General features: G+C 64.2%; 16 protein-coding genes. 15 read left to right on the top strand and 1 reads right to left on the bottom strand.

The genetic code is table 11. The features are described from left to right. Window positions 1–6: 6 nt before the first annotated feature. Both FJ959_RS07980 and FJ959_RS07985 read left to right on the top strand, forming a co-directional pair. Window positions 7–840: an ABC transporter permease gene (locus FJ959_RS07980; protein ID WP_140517968.1), complete on the top strand. Its 834-nt coding sequence runs from the start codon at window positions 7–9 to the stop codon at window positions 838–840. A gap of 3 nt (window positions 841–843) precedes the next feature. Next, window positions 844–1,650: an ABC transporter permease gene (locus FJ959_RS07985; protein WP_140520723.1), complete on the top strand. Its 807-nt coding sequence runs from the start codon at window positions 844–846 to the stop codon at window positions 1,648–1,650. Between the two features lie 45 nt (window positions 1,651–1,695). On the opposite strand, the gene FJ959_RS07990 is transcribed toward FJ959_RS07985, so the two are convergent. Then, window positions 1,696–2,484: a fumarylacetoacetate hydrolase family protein gene (locus tag FJ959_RS07990; protein WP_140629395.1), complete on the bottom strand. Its 789-nt coding sequence runs from the start codon at window positions 2,482–2,484 to the stop codon at window positions 1,696–1,698. Window positions 2,485–2,734: 250 nt separating this feature from the next. Between FJ959_RS07990 and FJ959_RS07995 the strand changes: the two genes are divergently transcribed. From FJ959_RS07995 to FJ959_RS08055, 13 genes are all read left to right on the top strand, one after another. Beyond that, a complete protein-coding gene (locus FJ959_RS07995) occupies window positions 2,735–3,142 on the top strand; it encodes a DUF3168 domain-containing protein (protein WP_140494704.1) in 408 nt (135 codons plus the stop codon). A 173-nt stretch (window positions 3,143–3,315) separates the two neighbouring features. Next, a complete protein-coding gene (locus FJ959_RS08000) occupies window positions 3,316–3,606 on the top strand; it encodes a hypothetical protein (RefSeq protein ID WP_140494702.1) in 291 nt (96 codons plus the stop codon). A gap of 73 nt (window positions 3,607–3,679) precedes the next feature. Then, window positions 3,680–4,345 (top strand): response regulator transcription factor, encoded by a 666-nt coding sequence (locus FJ959_RS08005; protein ID WP_140494700.1) that lies wholly within the window; start codon window positions 3,680–3,682, stop codon window positions 4,343–4,345. A 28-nt stretch (window positions 4,346–4,373) separates the two neighbouring features. Next, on the top strand, window positions 4,374–5,762 hold the full coding sequence (locus FJ959_RS08010; RefSeq protein ID WP_281405969.1) for an ATP-binding protein: 1,389 nt from the start codon (window positions 4,374–4,376) through the stop codon (window positions 5,760–5,762). Between the two features lie 187 nt (window positions 5,763–5,949). Next, window positions 5,950–6,387, top strand: a complete 438-nt coding sequence (locus FJ959_RS08015; RefSeq protein ID WP_140520719.1) for a hypothetical protein — start codon at window positions 5,950–5,952, stop codon at window positions 6,385–6,387. 127 nt (window positions 6,388–6,514) lie between these two features. Continuing rightward, entirely contained in the window at window positions 6,515–7,669 is a 1,155-nt protein-coding gene (gene ccmI, locus FJ959_RS08020; protein WP_140629399.1) for a c-type cytochrome biogenesis protein CcmI, read from the top strand. A 14-nt stretch (window positions 7,670–7,683) separates the two neighbouring features. Then, window positions 7,684–8,127, top strand: a complete 444-nt coding sequence (gene ccmE / locus FJ959_RS08025; RefSeq protein ID WP_140494692.1) for a cytochrome c maturation protein CcmE — start codon at window positions 7,684–7,686, stop codon at window positions 8,125–8,127. Window positions 8,128–8,156: 29 nt separating this feature from the next. Then, window positions 8,157–10,148: a heme lyase CcmF/NrfE family subunit gene (locus FJ959_RS08030; RefSeq protein ID WP_140629402.1), complete on the top strand. Its 1,992-nt coding sequence runs from the start codon at window positions 8,157–8,159 to the stop codon at window positions 10,146–10,148. After that, window positions 10,145–10,612, top strand: coding sequence for a cytochrome c-type biogenesis protein (locus tag FJ959_RS08035; protein WP_140494688.1), 468 nt, complete (start codon window positions 10,145–10,147; stop codon window positions 10,610–10,612). Before FJ959_RS08030 ends, FJ959_RS08035 begins: the two co-directional genes overlap by 4 nt. A 135-nt stretch (window positions 10,613–10,747) precedes the next feature. Beyond that, window positions 10,748–12,292: a Do family serine endopeptidase gene (locus FJ959_RS08040; protein ID WP_140494686.1), complete on the top strand. Its 1,545-nt coding sequence runs from the start codon at window positions 10,748–10,750 to the stop codon at window positions 12,290–12,292. Between the two features lie 342 nt (window positions 12,293–12,634). Continuing rightward, window positions 12,635–13,309, top strand: coding sequence for a response regulator transcription factor (locus FJ959_RS08045; RefSeq protein WP_181165141.1), 675 nt, complete (start codon window positions 12,635–12,637; stop codon window positions 13,307–13,309). Window positions 13,310–13,314: 5 nt separating this feature from the next. Then, entirely contained in the window at window positions 13,315–14,790 is a 1,476-nt protein-coding gene (locus FJ959_RS08050) for an ATP-binding protein (protein WP_140559439.1), read from the top strand. Next, window positions 14,790–17,750 (top strand): bifunctional [glutamine synthetase] adenylyltransferase/[glutamine synthetase]-adenylyl-L-tyrosine phosphorylase, encoded by a 2,961-nt coding sequence (locus tag FJ959_RS08055; RefSeq protein WP_140629404.1) that lies wholly within the window; start codon window positions 14,790–14,792, stop codon window positions 17,748–17,750. Before FJ959_RS08050 ends, FJ959_RS08055 begins: the two co-directional genes overlap by 1 nt. The last annotated feature ends 29 nt before the right edge of the window (window positions 17,751–17,779 follow it).

A 17,779-nucleotide genomic window follows, 5' to 3' on the forward strand; every position in this document is an offset into this window, starting at 1 on the left:
GCTGACATGAGAGGCGTTCTCTCGGATAGGATGGGCGCGGCGCTGCTGATGGCGCCGCTGCTCCTGTTCCTTGGCCTCGCCTATGCCTGGCCGTTCCTCGGCGTGGTGAAGTGGAGCTTCACGCTGCCGACGCCGGGGCTTGGCCAGTACGGCGCGCTGATAACCGACCCGCTGGTACAGTCGGTGTTCGTCCGCACGCTGCGCATCGCGGCGATCGTCACCGTTGTATCGGTTGCCGCTGCCTACGCCATCACCGTGGTCTGGGTGCGCGGCAGCCCGGCGCAGCGGGTGCTGGCCGAATTCTGCATCCTGGTGCCGTTCTGGATATCGGTGCTGACGCGCGCCTTCGGCTGGGTGGCGCTTCTCTCCAACCGCGGCCTGATCAACACCTGGCTGCAGTCGATCGGCTTCATTGGCGAACCGCTGACGCTGGTGCGCAACGAATTCGGCGTCATCGTCGGCATGACGCACTTCCTCATTCCTTTCGCCGTCTTTCCGCTGGCGTCTTCCATGCGCAGCCTCGACGAGCGTGTGCTGCTCGCCGCGCGCGGGCTGGGTTCCAGCCGCATGCGCACCTTCTGGACGGTGTTCGTGCCGATGACGCGCTCCGGCATCATCGGCTCCGCGCTGATCGTCTTCGTCTTCTCGCTCGGCTTCTTCGTCACGCCGGCGATCCTTGGCGGTGGCCGCAGCGTCATGATCGCCGAACTGATCTATCTCCGCATCTTCCAGAGCCCGGACTGGGGGCTGGGTGCTGCCATCAGCGTGGTGCTGGTGTTGTTCGTCGGCATCCTGATGGCGCTGCTCTTCCGCTACGTCAGACCGAAGCAATTGGTGTAGCCTATGCCGACCTATCGCCCCGGTCCCGTCTCGCTGGCCCTCGCCGTCCTGGTGGCGCTGTTCCTGCTCCTGCCGCTGCTGGCCGTGATCCCGGTCTCGCTGACGCCCAGCCGCATGCTGGCGATGCCGACGGGCGAGTTGTCGCTGCGCCACTACCGCTCGCTGGTCGAGGATCCGCGCTGGCTCCAGTCCATCCTGCTCTCGATCAGGATCGGCATCGTCAGCAGTGTCATCTCGACGGTGCTGGCACTGTGCTTCAGCCTTGGCGTGTGGATGTTCCAGCCGCGCTTCACCGCGGCTCTGGTCGGCTTCGTGCTGTTGCCGATGGTGGTGCCGCCGGTGGTCTCGGCGGTGACGCTCTATTTCCTGCTCACCTCGATCTCCGGCGTCAGTTCCTTTTTCGGCTACGACACCTGGCTGGGTGTGGCCATGGCGCATTCGGTGATGACGGTGCCCTTCGCCACGGTGCTGATCCTGGTCTCCCTCAGCCAGCTTGACCGCCGTATCGACCTCGCAGCGCGTGGCCTTGGCGCCAGCGTCTGGGAGCGCGCCACGCGCATCATCATGCCCAACATCAAATTCGGCATCGTCACCGCGGCACTGCTGTCCTTCGTGCTCTCCTGGGAGGAAATCGGCGTCACGCTGTTCATCACCTCGGTCAACGCCATCACGCTGCCCAGGTTGATGTGGATGGGTCTGCGCGACAATATCGACCCGGCGATCGCGGCACTTTCAGTGATCCTGATCGTCATCACCGTGCTGGTGCTTGCAGTGCGCAGCGTTGTGGTGCGGCTGCGTGGAGGACAATGACCGGGGGCCTGTCTGCCTCAGGGGATTGTCACAGGGGTAAAACTGCTAGCAGAAGCGCACCGAGACCCGGCCGAACCTGCCCAAATCGCCGATGACTTCGTCGCCCGCCTCGACGCTGATCGGCGTCACGCAAGTGCCGGTGATCACGATCTGCCCCGGCTGGAGCGCTATGCCCAGGCCCGACAATTCGTTGACGATCCAGGTCAGCGCAATACGAGGATCGCCCAACACGGCTGCTCCTGATCCGTTATGCTGCGATTTTCCGGGGACAAAAGCGGCCACCGGGTGCTTCGCGAGATCTACGTCGCGCCAATCGTCTTCCACCGCCTCGCCGATGACGAACAGATTGGCACAAGCATTGTCGGCGATGAGCTGCGGCGCGCTGACAGCGCAGAAATCGTCATAGCGGGAGTCCGGTATTTCGATCGCCGGATGCAAACTCGCCACGGCGTCCATTACATCACCGATTTCATAAGGCCCCGGGCGAGGCGGCAACTGACGGCCGAACCGGAACGCGAATTCGATCTCGGCGACACGCATCTTGCTTGTCGCCAGGGAAACGGAGCCTCCAACCTCGACCGCCTTCTCGGCGAGGAGGCGCCCGGCCATCGGGCGGTCGACGTTGATATGCCGCTGGCCGGCCAGGCTGGTTGCCGCGATCTTCCAGCCGAAGAGCGGAGCCACTGAGCGATCCATGACGTGCGACTGGATGGCGTAGCCTTCGGCCCGCGTCTTCGGCCGCAATTCCTCGGGTATGGCGTCGAGGCGGGTGCCCTTGTCCCAATGGCCTACCAGGAGGCGCGACGCGGCCCTGGCCTTTTCTGGATCGAGCATGATCAGCTCCTGAAATTAGGAAATGCGGCGCTGCCGGGCGTTGCTGATGCTTGCGGTTCGCAAAGGGTACCCGCTATTCGCTGACGAGATTGTCGGGAAGTCGTATTTTCGAGATCATCGAGATTCATCATCGTGACAACGAATCGGCAATCGTGTTCGTTCGGTAAATGGCTATATATGGCAAAGCGTCTGGAGTGCGGAAGAGCTTCTGGCGAGCAGGGTCGATAGCGCACCGGGTGAGGGAGAAACGATGACGGCGCCCGGCGATTTGCAACAGGCACTGTTTCTGAGGCTAAAAAGCGATCCGTCCCTGTCGGCTCTGCTGGGCGGCGCCGGACTGCGCGAACAACCAACCGACAACGTCGCCTTTCCCTATGTGACATGCGGCCAGACCTGCGCCTTTGACTGGGACACCGGGGCCGAGAACCGCGACGATCAACTTATTACGCTGCATGTCTGGTCGAAGGCCCATGGCGAAGCCGAAACGCGGGCCATCATGGATGCCATCGAGGCGCGCCTTGCCGACGCGGTGCTGGAGGTCGGCGCTCGCGGCCAGACACGCCTGTCGCTCGAATTCAGCGAGGCGCGGTATGACGAGGAACTGCTTGTCCATCACGGCCTGCTGCGTTTTCGGGCGCTGACCCAGGAAAACGCCTGACGCGCGCTTTCAATATGAACGAAACGGAGTCTAGACTGGAACTTCATGGGTTTCATCGGGTTGGGCGGTGAAATCTCAATTTGTTTGTCTCGCATTGCAGGGGTGGCGAGCATGGTTTCAGCGGCGATCACCGTTCATTTCACGTTCAGCGCCGATGCGTTACAACGCTGGCCATGAGAACGCTTCGCTCCCATTTCCGAACCGCGACCCTGGCGCTCTGCGCGGGGCTGCTTGCGGTGCCGGCAAGCGTTGCGCCGGCAGCCGCGCAGGATGAATCGATTGTCGTGGCGGCGGCCGACTGCTACGCGATCGGCCAGCAGGTGGCCGAGCAGAATGGCGGGACGCTTGCCAAGGCCTCGCAGTCGACGCGAGGCGGGCAGCCGGTCTGCGTCATCGTCGTGCTCGTTCCGGGCAAGAACGGGCAGCGTCCGCGCCGCTCCGAGATCGTCGTCCCGCAGAACTGACCCCCCGTCGTTTCCCAGGCCGGCGGAATCGGCCTATAGCTGAAGCAATCGGTCAACAGGCAGTGGTCTTCGCATGCGCGTACTGGTCGTCGAGGATGACAAGGATCTCAACCGGCAGATATCGGATGCGCTGGTCGACGCCGGCTATGTCGTCGACCGGGCATATGACGGCGAGGAGGGCCATTTTCTCGGTGACACCGAGCCCTACGACGCGGTCGTGCTCGACATCGGCCTGCCGCAGATGGACGGCATCAGCGTGGTCGAGCGCTGGCGGCGCGGCGGCCGCAAGATGCCGGTGCTGATCCTGACCGCCCGCGACCGCTGGAGCGACAAGGTCTCCGGCATCGACGCCGGCGCGGACGACTATGTCACCAAGCCGTTCCACATCGAGGAGGTCCTGGCGCGGGTCAGGGCGCTGATCCGCCGCGCCGCCGGCCACGCCTCATCCGAACTGACCTGCGGGCCGCTACGCCTCGACACCAAGGCCTCGAAGGCCGATGTCGCCGGCGTGCCGTTGAAGCTGACATCGCATGAGTTCCGCCTGCTTGCCTACCTGATGCATCACATGGGCGAGGTCGTCTCGCGGACCGAACTGGTAGAGCATCTCTACGACCAGGATTTCGACCGCGATTCCAACACGATCGAGGTGTTTGTCGGACGGCTCCGCAAGAAAATGGGCATCGACATGATCGAAACCGTGCGCGGCATGGGTTATCGCATGCGTGAGCCGGAGGCGTAAGGCGGAACCGCTCCCTACCAACCCAACCGTGAGCAAGCGGCTCTCGCTGCGCTTGTGGCCGCGCTCGCTGACGTTCCGCGTCATCGCCTTTTCCACGGTCTGGGCGATCCTGACCCTCATCGTCATTTTCACCCTCATTACCACGCTGTACCGCCAGGCCAGCGAGCGCGGTTTCGACAGCCTACTTTCTGCGCATCTGTTCAACCTGATCGGCTCCATCGGCATTTCCGATACCGGCGCGCTCACCGGCGCTCCGGATCTCGGCGACCTCCGCTTCTCGGAACCGAATTCGGGCTGGTACTGGTCCGTCGAACCCGCTTCGGAAGGCGTGCACGGCAATCTCCACTCATCGTCGATGACCAGGACGATCCCGTCGCCCGATGTGGCGGACGTTCCCTTCAACGCCAATTTCCAGCGCAGCTACGCGGCGCAAGGCATCGATGGCGAGGAGTTGGTCGTGTTCGAGAGCGAATTCGTTCTCGATGCCAAGAACCGCGCCGCCCGCTTTCGCGTCATGGGCAACAAGACCGAACTGGAACAGGAGATCGCCACCTTCCAGCGCCGCCTCCTGACCTACCTTTCCCTGTTCGGCGTCGGCATGATCGCCATCAACGCCATCGCCATCCTGCTCGGCCTGCAACCGCTGCGAAGGGTCAGGGACGCGCTCGCCATGGTGCGCGAAGGCGCCGCGCAAAGACTTGACGGCCAGTTTCCAGCCGAGATTGAACCGCTTGCCAACGAAACCAATGCCTTGATCGAGAACAACCGGCGTATCGTCGAGCGCTCGCGGACTCAGGTCGGCAATCTCGCCCATTCCCTGAAGACGCCGCTGGCGGTGCTGCTCAACGAGGGGCGGGCGCTTGGTGGCGCCAAGGGGCAACTGATCGCCGAACAGGCCGCTTCCATGCAGAAGCAGGTCGATCACTATCTCCAGCGCGCCCGCGTCGCGGCGCAGCGCGACAGCGTCGTCTACCGCACGCCGATAGCGCCGTTGGTGCAGCGCATGGTCAGGGTCTTGCAGAAGCTCAATCCGCAGACCAACCTGTCGTTGTCGCTGCCGCCGATCGAGATCGTCTTTGCCGGCGAGCGCGAGGACCTCGAGGAGTTGCTCGGCAATCTGCTCGAAAACGCGATGAAATGGGCGAAGAGCGCGGTTTCGGTTTCCGTCGTTCCCGTGGGCGACAAGGACGACAACATGTTCGAGATCGCCATCGAAGACGACGGACCGGGCATACCCGAGGAAAAAGCGCGCGAAGCGTTGAAACGCGGACGACGCCTGGACGAGACCAAGCCGGGCACGGGTCTCGGCTTGGCCATTGTCGCCGACCTCGTCAACGAGTATGGAGGCATACTGCTGCTCGAACGGTCCGGCATGGGCGGATTGAAGGCGGTAGTGCGATTGCGGAGCCTTCAGTGATGCCTTTCCCCGGCCGATCGACATTGACGGACTGGGCATGTTATGGCGGCGCACCGATTGGCTCCGTAGCCGGCCCAACGGCCAAATTTCCGACAAATATCAACATTATAGGCTCGCCGACTTCTCCGATGACGCGGCCCCCGGCTCATCCATGACAGGCTCCAGCTCAAGAAAACCGGTTGTTGGCATGAAGATTCGCGTCGCGCTTGTTTCCGCATTGATGGCCGTTTCCGGCTGCACCACCTTGGGCGGCAAGGCTCCCACCATCGCTGCGACGCCGGCCTCCACGCCACCCAGCAGCGGCAAAGTCGCCACGACGATCATTTCGGCGATGGGCGGCGGCCTCATCGGCGGGTCGGTCGGCAGCGGCCTTAGCGAAGCCGAGAAGCGCAGCGCGCTGGAGGCTGAATACAAGGCGCTCGAATACACCACGAGCGGCCAGAAGGTGACGTGGAAGGGCACCCAGGCGTCCCGCTATGGCGAAGTGGTTCCGGCTCAGCCCTACCGCGTCGGCTCACAGGACTGCCGCCAGTACACGCAGACCGTCTTTACCGGCGGGGCAGGCGTCACGGCGCGTGGAACGGCTTGCCGCAACGCCGATGGCAGTTGGACGCCGCTCACCTGACAGGCTAGCCGGTCCATTTCGGACACGGCCGGTTGATGTCGATGAAGGATATGCGGCGCGCCCGCCGTCAAAGCGTCGCAGTATGCTTGTGTTGGCAGGGCAAGGCTCTGCCGTTATTGGAAGAACCATGCTGTTCTGGGTCATAGCCGCAATCCTAACGCTGGGCGCCAGCCTGGCGGTGCTGCTGCCGCTGGCCGGTGGCGCCAGAAGCGCGTCTTCGAGCGGCGAGCACGATCTGGAAGTTTATCGCGACCAACTGTCCGAACTCGACCGCGACGCCGCCCGTGGCCTGATCAAGCCTGCCGAAGCCGATGAGGCGCGCGCCGAGATCGCCCGGCGCATCCTTCGCCTCGACAATGCGGACCAGACCGGCAGCGCATCCGTCGGACGTACATCCTTCGCGACGCGGCTTGTCGCCACCGCGGCCGTGCTGGCGGTGCCGCTGGTCAGTTGGGGCCTCTACATCAACATAGGCTCGCCCGATCTGCCCTCGCAGCCGCTCAGCGAGCGCCTGGCCAAGAATCCGGCCGACAGCTCGGTCGACGAACTTGTGGCTCGCGCCGAAGCCCATCTTGCCGCCAATCCGTCCGACGGCAGAGGATGGGACGTGCTGGCGCCGGTCTATCTGCGCATGCAGCGCTTTTCCGACGCGGTCGCCGCCTATCGCAACGCCATTCGCCTCGACGGCGACAGCGCTGTTCGCCGGGCCGGTCTCGGCGAGGCGATCGCCAGCGCGGCCGGCGGCATCGTTTCGGCGGATGCCCAGGAGGCCTTCGAGGCGGCCCTGAAACTTGACCCGGCCAACGCCAAGGCCGGCTTCTACCTGGCTATGGCCTTGGCGCAGGAGGGCCGCAGCAAGGAGGCGGCCGCGGCCTGGCAGGCGATGCTGGGCACGCTGCCGAAGGATTCGCCATGGCGCGGCGCGATCGAGCAGGCGCTGGCCAAGTCCGATAGTTCCGGCGCCGGCAATGCAGGCATCGCTTCGAGCGAGCCGGCAAACGGACCGACCGCGGGCGATATCGATGCCGCTTCATCGATGTCGCCGCAGGACAGGGAAGCCATGATCAACACCATGGTCGCCGGGCTCGACGAGAAGCTGCGGCAGAATCCGCGCGACCCGGAAGGATGGATGCGGCTCGTTCGTTCCTACATCGTGCTGGGCAAGGCCGACCAGGCGCGCGAGGCGCTGAGCCGAGCTATTGCCGTCTTTGGAGCCGACAGTGACGAAGCCAGGAAATTCACCGCTTTTGCCGCTTCGCTCGGCCTGACGGCGACGCAATAGGGCTGGACCGGACAATGACACGCAAACAGAAACGATTGTCGGTGATCGCGGGCGGCCTGGCCTTCCTCGGCGCCGCCACCGGCCTGACATTCTATGCGCTCGGCCAGAAGGCGTCCTATTTCTACATGCCCGCCGATCTGGCCACGGCGACGGTGCAGCCGGGCCAGCGCATCAGGCTTGGCGGCCTGGTGGAAAAAGGCACGATCCAGCGCGGGCAGGGGGCGACAGTGGCGTTCTCGGTGACCGACACCCATAAATCGGTCAAGGTCACCTATACAGGCATCCTGCCTGACCTATTTCGCGAGGAGCAGGGGGTCATCACCGAGGGCACGTTCGGCCCGGATGGCGTCTTTGTGGCCGACAGCGTTCTGGCCAAGCACGACGAGCGCTACATGCCCAAGGAAGTGGCCGATGGGCTGAAGGCCAAGGGCGTTTGGCAGGAGAGCAAGAGTGAATAGGCAGGCTCGATATAGCCGGGTTGGCGATCATGGTTGAGACCGGACATTTCGCGCTGGTCCTGGCCTTCGCGCTGGCGCTGGTGCAGACGGTGGTGCCGCTGTTTGGCGCCCGCACCAACAATCAGCGCCTGATGGCGGTCTGCGCTCCCGTCGCGATCACCGGCTTTGCCCTGACGGCGCTGTCCTTCGCCGCACTGGTCAGCGCCTATGCGAGCTCCGATTTCTCGGTCGCCAGCGTCTGGGAAAATTCCCATTCGCTGCAGCCGATGATCTATAAGATCACTGGAACCTGGGGCAATCACGAAGGCTCGATGCTGCTCTGGGTGTTGATCCTGACCTTCTTCGGTGCGCTGGTCGCCGCCTTCGGCTCCAACCTGCCGGCGACGCTACGCGCCAACGTGCTTGCCGTGCAGGGTGCGATCGGCGCGACATTCTTCCTGTTTATCCTGGCAACGTCCAATCCCTTCGCCAGGCTTTCGCCGGCGCCCATCGAAGGGCGCGATCTCAATCCCATTTTGCAGGATCTCGGCCTCGCAGTGCACCCGCCACTGCTCTATCTCGGCTATGTCGGCTTTTCGATCTGTTTCTCGTTCTCGGTAGCCGCGCTCATCGACGGACGCATCGATGCGTCCTGGGCGCGATGGGTACGGCCGTGGACCCTGGTGGCCTGGATGTTCCTGACCGGCGGCATCGCCATGGGCTCGTACTGGGCTTATTACGAGCTCGGCTGGGGCGGCTTCTGGTTCTGGGATCCGGTCGAGAACGCCTCCTTCATGCCGTGGCTGGCGGGCACCGCGCTGCTCCATTCGGCCATCGTCATGGAAAAGCGTTCGGCACTGAAGATCTGGACGCTGCTGCTCGCCATCCTGACCTTTTCACTGTCGTTGCTCGGCACCTTCCTGGTGCGTTCGGGCGTCCTGACCTCGGTGCATGCCTTCGCCACCGATCCGACGCGCGGCATCTTCATCCTGTGCATACTGACGTTGTTCATCGGTGGATCATTGACGCTGTTTGCACTGCGTGCCTCGAGGCTGACGGCCGGCGGCCTCTTTCATCCGGTTTCGCGCGAAGGCGCGCTGGTGCTGAATAATTTGTTCCTGACCACGGCCACCGCCACCGTACTCGTCGGTACGCTCTATCCGTTGGCCGTCGAGGCCCTTTCGGCCGACAAGATTTCGGTCGGCGCGCCGTTCTTCGACCTCACCTTCGGACCGCTCATGGTGCCGTTGCTGGCCATGGTTCCGTTCGGGCCGCTGCTGGCCTGGAAGCGCGGCGACGTCTTCGCCGTCGCGCAGCGCCTGATGGCAGCTTTCGCGGCGGCGCTTCTGGCAACGCTGGTCACCGCCCTGTTCATCAACGGCGCTTCGGTATTCGCAGCCCTTGGCGTGGGTCTTGCCGTCTGGCTGATCCTCGGCGCTCTCACCGACCTCGCTGTCAAGGCGGGGTTCGGCAATGTGGCTGCGAGGGTCATGGTCAGGCGCCTGCTCGGCCTGCCGCGCTCGGTCTTCGGCACAGCGCTTGCCCACCTCGGTCTTGGCCTGACCACGCTTGGCATCGTCGGCACGCTTTGCTTCGGCACCGAGAAGATCCTGTCGATGCATGCCGGGCAAACCGTCGAATTGTCCGGCCACACTCTGCGTTTCGTCGGGCTCCATCCGGCGCAGGGACCGAATTACAGCGAGAATCGCGGTCGCTTCCAACTGATCGGTGTCGGCGGCAGTCCGGTTGGCGAAATCAGCTCGGCCAAGCGCTTCTATCCGGTACGCCAGACGACGACGACGGAATCAGGCATCAGGACGATGGGCCTTTCGCAGCTTTACATTTCGCTCGGCGACGAGGGCAATGACGGATCGGTCGTGGTGCGCCTGTGGTGGAAACCGCTGGTGACGCTGATCTGGGGCGGCGGCCTGGTCATGATGGTTGGTGCGGCCATGTCGCTGATGGACAGGCGCCTGCGCGTCGGCGCACCCTCGCGCCGCCGCAAGCAGGCCGGCGCCATGAGCCCCGCGGGCCTGCCATGAAGGCGAAGTTGTCCATCGCGTCGCTCGTGATGGTGCTGGCGCTGTCCTTTGCCGGCACGGCGCTGGCGGTGAAGCCCGACGAGATGCTTGCCGATCCGACGCTGGAAGCGAGGGCGCGAGCGCTGTCGGAAGGGCTGCGCTGCATGGTCTGCCAGAACCAGTCGATCGACGAATCCGATGCCGACCTTGCCCGTGACCTGCGCGTTCTGGTGCGCCAGCGCCTGGTCGCTGGCGATACCGACAAGCAGGTGATGGACTATGTGGTTTCGCGCTACGGCGAGTTCGTGCTGCTGAAGCCGCGCTTCGACCTGCGCAACGCTCTGCTTTGGGGCACGCCGGTGATCCTGCTTTTGGCCGGTGGCCTGTTCGTCGTGCTCAGCGCGAGATCGCGCCGGACACTGGCGACAAAATCCCTCTCCGCCGACGAGCGGGCGGCACTGGAGGCGATCCTGCGCCGCGATTGAGGGCAGGCGGCGATCGTTCGCCAACATTACCAAAGTTTCATGCGTCGGAAATGGCGTCGTAATGTACGCCGCTCTAATTCTCTTCCTCAGGATGCCGACAAGGCGCGTCCCTTCGAAAAGAGGATACGAGACCCCATGAATATTGCCCCCAATTCATATTCCCGCACCCGCAAGCGTCTCCTGGCTGCCGTCGCTTCCGTCGCCGTTGCCGGCGCGATCGGCGTTGGCGCGTTGACCAGCGGAACCAGCCCCGTTCTGGCCGATGCCGTGCGCGTCGAGGCGCCGCAGGTCCCCAGCTTCGCCGATGTCGTCGAGCGCGTTTCGCCCGCCGTTGTCAGCGTCAAGGTCAAGGCCAAGGTCCAGCCCACCGCCGATGACGGCTCCGACGACCAGGACGGTTTCGACAATTTGCCCAACAATCCGCAGCTGCGCCGCTTTTTCAAGGAATTCCGCGGCTTTGGCGATCAGGGCGGCCAGAACGACGATGGCCACCGCCGGTTCGGGCATCGTGACCGCGGTAATGGCGAGCCGCGCCCGGTGGCTCAAGGGTCGGGCTTCTTCATCTCCGAGGATGGCTATCTCGTCACCAACAACCATGTCGTCGAAGAGGGCACCGCCTTCACCGTGGTGACCAATGATGGCAAGGAACTCGACGCCAAGCTGGTCGGTACCGACCCGCGCACCGACCTCGCGGTGCTCAAGGTCGAGGGTGGCGGCAAATTTACCTATGTCGACTTCGCCGACGACTCCAAGGTTCGGGTCGGCGATTGGGTCGTGGCCGTCGGCAACCCCTTCGGTCTCGGCGGCACCGTCACCGCCGGCATTGTCTCGGCGCGGGGCCGTGACATCGGCGCCGGTCCCTATGATGATTTCATCCAGATCGACGCCTCGGTCAACCGCGGCAATTCTGGCGGCCCGACCTTCAACCTCAGCGGTCAGGTGGTCGGCATCAACACCGCTATCTTCTCGCCTTCCGGCGGCAGCGTCGGCATCGCCTTCGACATTCCTGCCTCGACCGCCAAGCAGGTCGTCGAGGATCTGATGAAGAGCGGTGCCGTGCAGCGCGGCTGGCTCGGCGTCGAGATCCAGCCGGTCACATCAGACATCGCCGAATCGCTCGGCCTGAAGTCCAACAACGGCGCACTGGTATCCAGCGCACAGGACGACGGCCCCGGCAAGAAGAGCGGCATCACCGCCGGTGACGTGATCACCCAGGTCGACGGCAAGGATGTTGCTTCGCCGAAGGAGCTCGCCCGCCTGATTGGCGCCTATTCGCCGGGCAAGTCGGTTGACGTCACGGTCTGGCGCGACGGCAAGAGCCAGAGCGTCAAGGTGGAGCTCGGCAAGCTGCCTTCAAGCGACAAGCAGGCCTCGGCCGACGACAAGCCTGCGGCTCCGGCTAAGGCCGATACGCTCGCCGATCTCGGTCTGACCGTCACCAAATCCGAGAACGGCAAGGGTTTGGTGGTGACCGATGTCGATCCCGACAGCGATGCCGCCGACCGTGGCATCCAGCCGGGCGACATCATCACCGCGGTCAATTCGATGGAAGTCAACGGCACCGACGACGTCACCAAGGCCATGGACGAAGCGGTGAAATCCGGGCGCAAGGCCGTCCTGATGCAGATTACCCGCGACGACAACAACCGCTTCGTGGCGCTGCCCGTCGCCAAGGGCTGACAACGACTTTTCCAGTGCGGCGGTTTCAAACACCCCCGAGCCGCCGCACGGGAAGTATGGAGCCGAGCACGTTAGTCAGTCATCGTGCTCCCCTCCGGCGGCAGCGGGCTTCCCATCGCCCGCTGCCGCACTCACCCCGCGGGCCATGCGCTCAGGCTGAGCGAACAAGCGGAGCGCTTTGGTGGCAACGGCATGCCGGCAGCATGCTGGGACAGTAACACCAGAGAACCAAGACTTTATCGCGCGCGGCCTGGATCATCTTGATCGCGATGCGCTTTGGCGAAGGCTAAAATGCAGATGCCGGCTACTCAATCTTCCAGCGAAATCGCGTATAACGGTCCTATGAAGATTCTCGTCATAGAAGACGATCGCGAGGCTGCGGATTATCTGCAGAAAGCCTTTACCGAGGCCGGGCACACCGCGCATGTCGCGGGTGACGGCGAGACCGGCTTCGCGCTCGCCGATGCCGGCGACTACGACGTGATGGTCATCGACCGGATGATGCCGCGCCGCGACGGCCTTTCGGTCATCGCCGGCCTGCGCTCCAGGGGGAACGCCACGCCGGTACTGATCCTGTCGGCGCTGGGCGAGGTCGACGATCGGGTCACCGGCCTACGCGCCGGCGGCGACGATTATCTGACCAAGCCCTATGCCTTTTCCGAGCTGCTCGCCCGCGTCGAGGTGCTGAACCGCCGGGCCAGCGCCAAGGAAGCCGAAACCGTCTACCGCGTCGGCGATCTCGAACTTGACCGGCTTTCGCATTCGGTCAGGCGCGCCGGACGCGAGATCACGCTGCAGCCACGCGAGTTCCGCCTGCTTGAATATCTGATGCGCCATGCCGGTCAGGTGGTGACGCGCACCATGCTGCTCGAAAATGTCTGGGATTATCATTTCGATCCGCAGACCAACGTCATCGACGTCCATGTCTCGCGACTGCGCGGCAAGATCGAAAAAGGCTTCGACAAGCCCATCCTGCATACGATTCGCGGCGCCGGTTACATGCTTAGGGCCGGTTAGGCGGCATGGCCCTTTCCGTGCCTGCCATCATGAAGACGACGGCTGCGCGGCTCTCGGCGCTCTATCTCTTGCTCTTCGCGCTCTGCGCCGTACTGCTTGTCCTCTACATGACCTCGCTTTCGGCGCGCATGCTGACCGCGCAGACGCAGGAGACCATCAACGACGAAGTGCTCGGCCTTGCCCGCGCCTACCAGCGCGGCGGCCTGCCTGTCCTGGTGCGCGTGGTGGAGCAGCGCTCGCGCCAGCCCGGCGCCAATCTCTATTTGATCGCCGACGCCAACGGCCAGATCCTGACCGGCAATGTCCAGAGCCTGGAGCCGGGGGTCATCGAAACCGAAGGCTGGACGACCGAGCCGTTCTCCTACCGTCGTTTCGGCGAAGGCGAACTCGACCGGCAGCGCAGCACACCTTCCGATCAGACCACGCCCCAGGCCGGCGATACGGCGGTCCGATCCGAAGGTGAGAAGGGCCACAATGCGATCGCCCTGGTGCTGCGCCTGCCGAACCAGATGATCATGCTGGTCGGCCGCGATCTCGGCGAACCTGAGAGGTTCCGCGCCGTCATCCGCCGCTCCCTGATGCTGGCGCTCGGCATGATGGGGCTGGGCGGGCTGTTGATCTGGTTCTTCGTCGGCCGCGCCGCGCTGAAGCGCATCGATGGCGTTTCGGAAGCCAGCCGCCGCATCATGGGCGGTGATCTTTCGGGCCGGCTGCCGGTGACCGGCGCCGGTGACGAATTCGACCGGCTTTCCGAGAACCTCAACGCCATGCTGGCCAGGATCGCCATGCTCAACGAGGGGCTGAAACAGGTTTCCGACAACATCGCGCATGATCTGAAGACGCCGCTGACCCGGCTGCGCAACCGCGCCGAGGCGACGCTTTCGGGCAAGCACAAGACATCGGACTACCGCCAGGCGCTGGAAGGCACCATCGCCGAGTCCGACCAGCTCATAAAGACCTTCAACGCCATCCTGATGATCTCCCGGCTGGAGGCGGGTTATTCCTCCGAAAGCACCAGTCGCGTCGATCTGGCCGCAGCCGTGCGCGATGTCGTCGAACTCTACGAGCCGGTGGCGGAAGAGGCTGGCGTTTCGCTCGAAGCCGCGGTCAATGGCGCATTCCTTGTCGACGGCAACCGCGAGCTGATCGGCCAGGCGCTGTCTAACATCGTCGACAATGCGATCAAGTACTCGACCGATTCCACCTCCAAGCCGACTGTCCGCGTGACGCTCGAACGCACGCATGGCGAAATCAGACTTGTCGTCGCCGACAACGGCCAGGGCATTCCGGACGATGCCGATCGCGCCCGGGCGACGGAACGGTTCGTGCGGCTCGAGAAGAGCCGTTCCCAGCCAGGTTCCGGGCTTGGCCTCAGCCTCGCAAAGGCGGTCATGACATTCCACTATGGCCGGCTTGATCTGTTGCCTGGTAATCCCGGATTATCCGTGGTCATGAGTTTTCCCGCGCGGGAGGATCATTGATGACGGCGGCTGCAAAGCGGACGGCGAAGGACTGGCTGTTGAAGCCCGCGGCAAGGCTTGCTCCTCTGGACGACAGCCGGGCCCGGCAGGAGCTGGCCGAGATCGCCACCTTGGCACGCGAAGAAGGATTGACACGGCTGGCGAAATTCCTGGCTGGAACGGGTGAGGCGCAGGACTTCCTGGCCGCTGTCTTCGACCTGTCGCCGTTCCTGCGTGACATGGCGCGTCGCCGGCCGCAGATATTGGATGGGCTTTTCGACCAGCCGGTCGAGGCCCGGCTGAAGGCGATCATCGTGGCGATCGACCGGGCATCGTTCTCCGAGACGATCTCCGAATCCAGATTGATGATGGAACTGCGGCAATGGAAGGCCGATGCGCATTTCCTGATCGCGCTGGCCGATCTGGCCGCCGAGGCCGAGACCTCGCTTACGGTGCGGCGGTTGAGCGACCTTGCCGATGCGTGCACGCGCGCCGCCGTCGATTTTCTGCTGCGCGACGCGCATGGCCAGGGCAAGCTGAAGTTGCCGGATCCCGCCAATCCCTCGAACCGGTCGGGCTGGATCCTGCTCGGCATGGGCAAGCTTGGCGCGCATGAGCTCAATTTTTCCTCCGATATCGACCTCGTGGTCTTCTTCGACCCGGAAGCGTCGGCCGTCGTCGATCCGCTCGATGCGACGGAGCTGTTTTCGCGGCTGACGCGCCGTCTGGTGCGCATCCTGCAGGACCGCACCGAACATGGTTATGTCTTCCGCACCGACCTCAGGCTGCGTCCCGATCCCGGTTCGACCCCGCTGGCGATCCCGGTCGAGGCGGCGCTGCGCTACTACGAGGCGCGCGGCCAGAACTGGGAGCGCGCTGCCATGATCAAGGCGCGTCCTGTGGCCGGCGATCTGGACGCCGGCACCGCTTTCCTCAAGGAGCTCCAACCTTACATCTGGCGCAAATACATGGACTATGCCGCGATCGCCGACGTCCACTCGATCAAACGCCAGATCCACGCCCACAAGGGGCATGGCGAAATCGCGGTCAAGGGCCACAACGTCAAACTCGGGCGCGGCGGCATCCGCGAGATCGAGTTCTTCGTCCAGACGCAGCAGCTCATCGCCGGCGGCCGCTTCCCGGAACTGCGAGGCCGCGAGACCGTGCCGATGCTCGGCCAGCTGGCCGCGCGCGGCTGGATCACCGCCGAGGCACGCGACGCACTGGCCCGGCAATATTGGTTCCTGCGCCGGGTCGAGCATGCCATCCAGATGGTGGCCGACGAGCAGACGCACAACCTGCCGGAGGATGATGAAGGGCTGGAGCGAATCGCGCGCATGCTGGGCTTTGCCGATGCGGCTGCTTTTTCCCTAGGCTTCCGCGCCTCGCTGCAGCAGGTCGAACGTCACTACGCGGCGCTGTTCGAAACCGCGCCGGAGCTTTCGGCAGGCATCGGCAATCTGGTCTTCACCGGCGACGTCGACGACCCCGATACGCTGCAGACGTTGCACGGTCTCGGCTTCCAGCGAACGAGCGACATCTGCCGCGTGATCCGTGGCTGGCATTTCGGTCGCTACCGCGTCACCCAGTCGGCTGAGGCGCGCGAACGGCTGACGGAACTGACGCCGGCGCTGCTCAAGGCTTTCGGCCAGACGCGTCGGGCCGATGAGGCGTTGATCCGTTTCGACGAGTTCCTCGCCGGCCTGCCTGCAGGCATCCAGCTCTTCTCGCTGCTCCAGTCCAATCCGGCGCTGCTGAAGCTTATGGCGACGATCATGGGCGCCGCGCCACGACTGGCCGCGATCATCACGCGCCGGCCACATGTGTTCGATGGCCTGCTCGATCCCGCTCTTCTCACCGAATTGCCGGATCGTGGCTATCTATCGGCACGGCTTACCGCTTTCCTCGAAGGCGACCGCGCCTATGAGGACGTTCTCGATCGTTTGCGCATCTTTGCCTCCGAGCAGAAATTCCTGATCGGCGTGCGGCTGCTCGCCGGCTCGATCGATCCGGCCCGCGCAGGCCGCGCCTTTTCTGACCTGGCCGACCTCACCATTGAGGCCGCGTTGCGCGCGGTTATGGCCGAATTCGAGGCGCGCCATGGCACAATCGCCGGCGGCGTGGTTTCGCTGCTCGGCATGGGTAAGCTCGGCAGCCGTGAATTGACGGCGGGGTCGGATGTCGACCTCATCCTGCTCTACGATCACGATGCGGACGCCGAGGAATCCGACGGTGAAAAACCGCTGGCGCCCTCGCATTACTACACCAGGATGACGCAGCGCCTCATCTCGGCCGTTTCCGCGCCGACCGCGGAAGGCGTGCTCTATGAACTCGACCTGCGGCTGCGGCCGTCCGGCAACAAGGGGCCAGTGGCCACCCACGTCGACGCCTTCAAGAAATACCAGCGCCAGGAGGCCTGGACCTGGGAGCACATGGCGCTGTCGCGGGCGCGCGCCATTGCCGGAGATGCCAGGCTCTGTGCCGAGGTCGAAGCCGACGTTGCGGCGGTGCTCGGGCAATTGCGCGACGCAGCAAAGGTGAAAGCGGAAGCGTCCGACATGCGCGCCATGATCGAAAAGGAAAAGCCGCCGCGCGACCTCTGGGACATCAAACTCATTGCCGGCGGCCTGATCGATCTCGAATTCATCGCCCAGGTGGCCGTCGTCACGGGCAATGTCGAGTCCGGCCGCAGGGTCACGGCAACCGCGGAGGTATTGTCGCGCCTTGCGCCACAATTCGCAGCCGCCGATGTCAGGGAGGAGCTTGGCGAGGCCTACCGCCTCTATCTGGCGCTGACCCAGATGATCAGGCTTTGCCTCACCGGCCAGTTCGAGCGGGACGATGTGCCGCCGGGGCTTTCGGATCTGCTTCTGGCGGTCACCGACTTGCCGGATTTCGGTGTGCTGGAAGCACATCTCAAGGAGACGTCGCGGAAGGTCAGGAAGGATTTCAACCTTCTGCTTCGTGCCGGGCGGCCGTGATCAACGGCCGTGCGGATCGCATCGGGGGT

The organism is Mesorhizobium sp. B2-2-4 (genome assembly GCF_006442375.1).
Taxonomy (GTDB): domain Bacteria; phylum Pseudomonadota; class Alphaproteobacteria; order Rhizobiales; family Rhizobiaceae; genus Mesorhizobium.